6 protein-coding genes are annotated in these 6190 nt (G+C 41.3%); all 6 read right to left on the bottom strand.

Annotation, left to right across the window (positions count from 1 at the left end; genetic code table 11):
• Positions 1-14 precede the first annotated feature (14 nt).
• A complete protein-coding gene (gene cyoE, locus AABI99_RS17225; RefSeq protein ID WP_338367355.1) occupies positions 15-899 on the bottom strand; it encodes a heme o synthase in 885 nt (294 codons plus the stop codon).
• 9 nt (positions 900-908) lie between these two features.
• Positions 909-1265 carry a cytochrome o ubiquinol oxidase subunit IV gene (gene cyoD, locus AABI99_RS17220; RefSeq protein WP_338367354.1) on the bottom strand — a complete coding sequence of 119 codons (357 nt, stop codon included), beginning with the start codon at positions 1263-1265 and terminating at the stop codon, positions 909-911.
• A complete protein-coding gene (gene cyoC, locus AABI99_RS17215) occupies positions 1265-1900 on the bottom strand; it encodes a cytochrome o ubiquinol oxidase subunit III (protein ID WP_338367353.1) in 636 nt (211 codons plus the stop codon). The genes cyoD and cyoC overlap by 1 nt, the downstream gene beginning before the upstream one ends.
• Entirely contained in the window at positions 1897-3885 is a 1989-nt protein-coding gene (gene cyoB / locus AABI99_RS17210; RefSeq protein WP_338367352.1) for a cytochrome o ubiquinol oxidase subunit I, read from the bottom strand. The genes cyoC and cyoB overlap by 4 nt, the downstream gene beginning before the upstream one ends.
• A 2-nt stretch (positions 3886-3887) precedes the next feature.
• Positions 3888-4841: a ubiquinol oxidase subunit II gene (gene cyoA / locus AABI99_RS17205; RefSeq protein WP_338367351.1), complete on the bottom strand. Its 954-nt coding sequence runs from the start codon at positions 4839-4841 to the stop codon at positions 3888-3890.
• 310 nt (positions 4842-5151) lie between these two features.
• Positions 5152-5571, bottom strand: coding sequence for a hypothetical protein (locus AABI99_RS17200; protein WP_338367356.1), 420 nt, complete (start codon positions 5569-5571; stop codon positions 5152-5154).
• Positions 5572-6190: the final 619 nt, after the last annotated feature.

Raw genomic sequence — 6190 nt, 5'->3', positions numbered from 1 at the left:
TAAAGTTTTAAAAATTATATCAGTGTAAGCAGTTGTGGCGCTGCGCTGTGGTAGTCAACGGCCATGGCTATACTGAGTGCTGTAATATTAACAATAGAAAAAGCAAACACTTGGCGTGCCCAGCTCGTTAAATTAACATTACGGCGATAGCCACGCAGTGCCATAAGTAACCACCAAAAACTGGTAATACACGCCACAGCCATAAACGCTGCACCCGTGTAGCCACTTATTGGCAATAGCATGACGACTAAAGCGTACACAGCAATATAAAGTACAATATGGCGCTTCGCTTTATCAATACCTTGCGCTACGGGTAATACGGGAATACCTGCGGCTTGGTAATCTTTAAAGCGAAAAATAGCAATGGCATATGAATGCGGCATTTGCCACAGACTAAACATAACTAATAGTATTAATGCACCAATATCGAACTGCCCGGTTACAGCGCAGTAACCTACAACAGGAGGCACTGAGCCAGAAAGGCTACCTACAAACGTGCCATAAACTGAGTTGCGCTTCATGTAAAGGCTATACACCCCAACATAAATGGCATAGCCAAACGCTGCAAAAAATACCGCGGCTTGTGTGGTGTAAGCAATGAGTAAACCAAACCCTACAACACCCAATAAGACCCCGTGACTCAGTGCAGCAAAGGCCGACATTTCGCCTGTTACTGTAACCCGCGTACGAGTACGTGCCATGGCTACATCTATGTCTCTATCAATTACATTGTTGATAGCACAGCCCGATGCAACCACAAGTGACAAGCCAATAAGCGTAACAACCATTAGCCATGGGTCTATATCCCCGCGCGAGGCAAGTAAAAAACCGCCTGCAACGCTGATAAGGTTGCCCATAATAATACCCGGCTTAGTCACTGATAAATAACGACGAAACATCTTCAACTCCTAGTACATCATCATTGCGTTAGATTCGTAAATTATCCAAACCGATAACCCAACAACCATGACGATAATTAGGGCACTGAATAAAAATGAGAAGGTATTTGCACGGCCATCTTCGGTGGTAAAATTAAGGTGTAAAAAGTATTTTAAGTGCACCCCAATTTGCACAATAGCTAAAGTAACAATGCTCCAAAGCGTGGTTACTTTTGAAAAGTCGCCTCCCATAACCATGTAAAATGGTATGGCGGTTAAAATTATTGATAGCACAAAGCCTATTAAGTACGATTTAATGCTGCCATGAGAGTCATTATGGTGCTCGTTTTGCATTTGCTTTAACGCGTGCGCTTCGCTGTGGCTCATTACATTGCTCCCATTAAATAAACAACGGTAAATACACAAATCCAAACAATGTCTAAGAAGTGCCAAAATAGGCTTAGGCAACTTAACCGCGTTACGGTTGGCTTACCTAAACCACGTTTAGCCACTTCTATCATCATGATTGTCATCCAAATTAAACCCGCAGTTACGTGTAAACCATGTAAGCCTACTAACGAGAAGAATGAGGTTAAAAAGGCACTTTGTTGTGGGCCATTACCATGCACAATTAGGTGATGAAATTCGTAAATTTCCATACCTATAAACACAGCACCTAAACAAAAGGTGATAAACAACCAAGTGAGCGTTAGCGCCTTTTTTTGCCCTTGTGCGGCAATCATGGCAAAACCAAAAGTAATACTACTAATAAGGAGCGCTGCTGTTTCTACAGCAACAAAGTCGAGTTCAAAAATGTCTTTACCTGACACTCCGCCAGCTGTATTCATATATAGCACGGCATACGTGGCAAAAAACGAGGCAAACAATAAGCAGTCAGTCATTAGGTATAACCAAAAGCCAAAAATTGTATCGCCAGAGGTGTCGTGATGATCATGCGCATGATCATCGTGCGAAACTGTATCTAAATGAGCAGTTTCTACATTCGCAGAGAGTGTACTCACGCGCTTAGCTCCTTATTTCCACTAGAATTATACGCAGCTTCAATACGTGCAATTTCATCAGGTTGTATGTAGTAATCTACATCGCTGGTGTAACAACGCTTAATAAATATGGCAATTCCACCCACTAGCCCTACTACAGCTAACCACCAAATATGCCAGATCATGGCAAAACAAAATGCGGTTAGGCTGGCTGCCATCAACACACCTGCAGAGGTATTTTTAGGCATATGAATAGGGCTGTAACTTGATTTTGTTTGATAAGCTTGGCCTTTTTCTTTCATGTCGGTCCAGGCATCAATATCGTCAATGTGTGGAATGGTGGCAAAGTTGTACACTTGTGGCGGTGAACTTGTTGCCCACTCAAGGGTATGTGCGTTCCATGGATCGCCCGTTGTATCGTCAAGCGCTTCACGGTCTCTAAAGCTTACAAATAGCTGCACAGCTTGGAAAATAATACCAAACATAATAATCGCAGCGCCGCCCGCGGCAATGTATAACCATATATTCCAATCGGGGTTATTGGTGTGGTTTAAACGACGCGTCATACCTAAGAAACCAAGTACATACAACGGCATAAACGCCACGAAGAAACCAACAATCCAACACCAAAAAGACGCTTTACCCCATTTTTCGCTAAGCTTAAAGCCCATTGCTTTAGGGAACCAAAACACAAAACCTGCAAGGTAGCCAAATACAGCGCCACCAATAATGGTGTTATGGAAATGCGCAATTAAGAATAAACTGTTATGCAACACGTAATCGGCACCCGGAATAGCCAGTAGTACGCCGGTCATACCGCCTACTGTAAAGGTAACCATAAAGCCTAATGTCCAAAGCACCGGAACGCTGATGCGTAAACGGCCGCGGTAAATTGTAAACAACCAGTTGAATAGCTTAACACCTGTAGGGACGGCAATAACCATGGTCATTACCCCAAAGAACGCATTAACGTTTGCACTCGACCCCATGGTGAAAAAGTGATGTAACCAAACAATAAACCCTAAAATAGAGATTGCACCACTGGCATAAACCATCGATTTGTAACCAAATAAACGTTTACCGGCAAAGGTTGAGATAATTTCAGAAAAAATACCAAACGCAGGCAATACTAAAATGTAAACCTCAGGGTGACCCCACGCCCAAAACAGGTTGATGTACATCATGGCGTTTCCGCCCGCTGCATTGGTAAAAAAGTGAAAATCAAGGTAACGGTCAAGCGTAAGCATGCCCAGCACAGCAGTTAAAATAGGGAATGATGCTGCAATTAAGATATTTGCCCATGTACATGCCCATGTAAAAATTGGCATTTTCATTAGGGTCATACCTGGGGCACGCATTTTAAACACTGTAACTAAAAAGTTGACTGCCGTTAAAAGCGTACCGAGACCGGATATTTGTAAGGCCCATATATAATAATCGACCCCCACCCCAGGGCTAAAGGTCAGCTCCGAAAGCGGCGGATACGCCACCCAACCTGTTTTTGCAAACTCACCAAATACAAGCGACAAGTTAATTAAAATGGCGCCGCTGGCAGTAAACCAAAAACTTAAATTATTTAAAAATGGAAAAGCAACATCGCGAGCACCAATTTGCAGTGGTAATACAATGTTCATTAGGCCAATCATAAATGGCATAGCCATAAATATGATCATGATAACGCCATGCGCTGTAAATATTTGGTCGTAATGCTCGGGAGGCAAATAACCTGGCGCACCACTGGTAGCAAGTGCTAACTGCGCACGCATCATAATGGCATCAGAAAAACCACGAAACAGCATTATTAATGCTAAAAAGATGTACATTACGCCTAAGCGTTTATGATCAACAGAGGTGATCCAGTCGTGCCAAAGCACGCCCCACTTTTTATATTTAGTAATAAGCCCGGCAATAATAAGCCCGGCAATCGCTATCACTGTCATGGTAACCATTATAATTGGCTCATGAAACGGGATTGCGTCGAGTGAAAGTTTACCTAAAAACGACATTATTATTCCTCGCCCTGGCTGTGAGATAAAGGCATTGCGTGTTTATTCATTTCATGGTGCCTGTTGCTCATTTGCCCATGTTCGCTCATCGCTTGATGTTTTTTGTTTATATCGCCATGTGCCTGCATATACTTCATAACAATGGTATGAAATAAGCCGTTATCAACCTTGCCATAATAGGCAACAGGATTGTTTTCACTGGCTTTTGCGAGCTCAACATAATTAGCATGAGTGAGGTTATTAGCATTGGCTTTAACGCGGGTTACCCACTTGTCAAAATCAGCGTGTGTTGGGGTGGCAATGGCATTGAATTTCATACCGGTAAAACCTGCACCACTGTAATTAGCAGAAAAGCCTTTAAATGTGCCCGGCTCATTTGCAATTAAGTGAAGCTTGGTTTCCATGCCCGCCATAGAATAGATTTGACTACCTAGCTGAGGAATAAAAAACGAGTTCATTGTGCTTTGTGAAGTGATTTTGTATTCAACAGGTACATTAGCCGGAAATACCAATTCATTTACCGTTGCAATACCTTGCTCTGGGTAAATAAATAGCCACTTCCAGTTTAATGAAACTACCTCTACAGTGAGGTGCTCGCCTTTACCTTCAATAGGTTTATAGGGGTCTAAGTCTTGGGTAGACTGCCAGGTAATAACACCCAAAATAATAACGATAACAATAGGAACAGCCCAAACAACGGCCTCAATCTTATTTGAATGAGCCCATTTTGGTGCATAAATTTCATGATCTTGTGTGTCTCGGTATTTCCATGCGAAATACAAAGTCATCACAATAACGGGGATTACTACGAGCAACATAAGGACAGTAGCAATGATGATTAAGTTTTTCTCATCAATACCTATTTGGCCTTTTGGATCGAGTACCCCGCCTTTACAGCCTGACAATGCCAGCACCGTACTAGCTAAAGCAATATTACAAAGGTTACGAATTAACAAGGGAGTATCCTACAAACCTAGAGTTTTAATTTGCTGCTTTGAATTAAAATAAAGCAACGATTTTTCAATAAAAACCCAAGTTAACTAGCACTAAATTATAAAAATAAAGGGGACTGAACCCGCTGCAAGTGGATGCAAAAAATACCTAGCAACAAACCCAGCTTCTAAACGCATTTATATAACGTAATAAAAGTTAACTTGGGTGAGTGTTGGTTGGCTGACGTGTTTAAAACACGTGGCTACATTGCTAATGCAAACTTTAATTATTTACAGCAAGAATAAATAATTAAAACCAGCGGCAAGTACAGCCTTACAGACAACCTGTAAAGCTAGGTGGAGCACGACAACCATGTGCAGCGGACACAGGTTGATGTACTTTTGCCTCGCGAAAAGCGAAAGCGGCTTTACGAAGGATTATTCCAGCACGACGCGCCGGAAAAATATGGAACAATAACCAGCAAAGGCCAATGAGTAACTGACTAGATATGATCGGATGAGCTAAAAATTGCGCTATGTGTAGCAGTATAGGCTCAACTATAGAGCCATTGCTAAACAGCGCTTCAAGCTGAAAGGCATCCTCTAATGCACCACTTAGCAGCATAACTGTATTAAACACTAATAATGTTATAGCGACACACACGCCCTTGCCCGCTTTATTCAAGCGCTCACACGTTTGCGGTTTGCTAGAAGCAAAAGCCGTATTTGTATGATGCAAAGAAAGTGTGTTCAAAGACATTAACCTACTAAATGACTAATAACAAAATTAGAGTAATAAAGTGCGCAATGGAAAAATAAAAAAAACATTGCTGCTGTAAGCCCTAAAACGAGGTGCTAAATACAATCAAACCCGGCTAGCACACATTTACCTAGTGAGAATTGATCCGTATCAAACAAACTTTCAAAACTTACTGAAAGTTCGATGCTGAGTATAACAAAGACAGTTTTCGGTTCAACAAAAAATAGAAAGTTTTGCGTTAAGCTTTCGCAGCTATTTTGTTAATAAAAAATAACACAATGAGATTAATGATTTAGCTTATAAATATTTTATATTTAGGAAGTTTGAGAAGTATAAGCAAGGGGGATTAATGAAGTTAAAAATAAAGCCGCACAAATAAAAACAGCCCAAATTCAGTCACCACCAAACTTGAGCCGCCTTTCACACTGACAATATCTTCACACACATATAAAGATTTTTGGTTTACACTGCGTGGCAATTGTAGGGAATAAAAACAACTCAAGCTAAGTCACCACCGAACTTGAGTTGCCTTTCACACTGACAACATCTTCACACACAATATAAAGATTTTTGGTTTACACTGCGTGGCAATTGTAGGGAATAAAAACAACTC

This window comes from uncultured Pseudoalteromonas sp. (assembly GCF_963922945.1).
Taxonomy (GTDB): domain Bacteria; phylum Pseudomonadota; class Gammaproteobacteria; order Enterobacterales; family Alteromonadaceae; genus Pseudoalteromonas.
The sequence above is the reverse complement of the archived record's forward strand: the minus strand, read 5'-3'. Positions and strand labels throughout refer to the sequence as shown.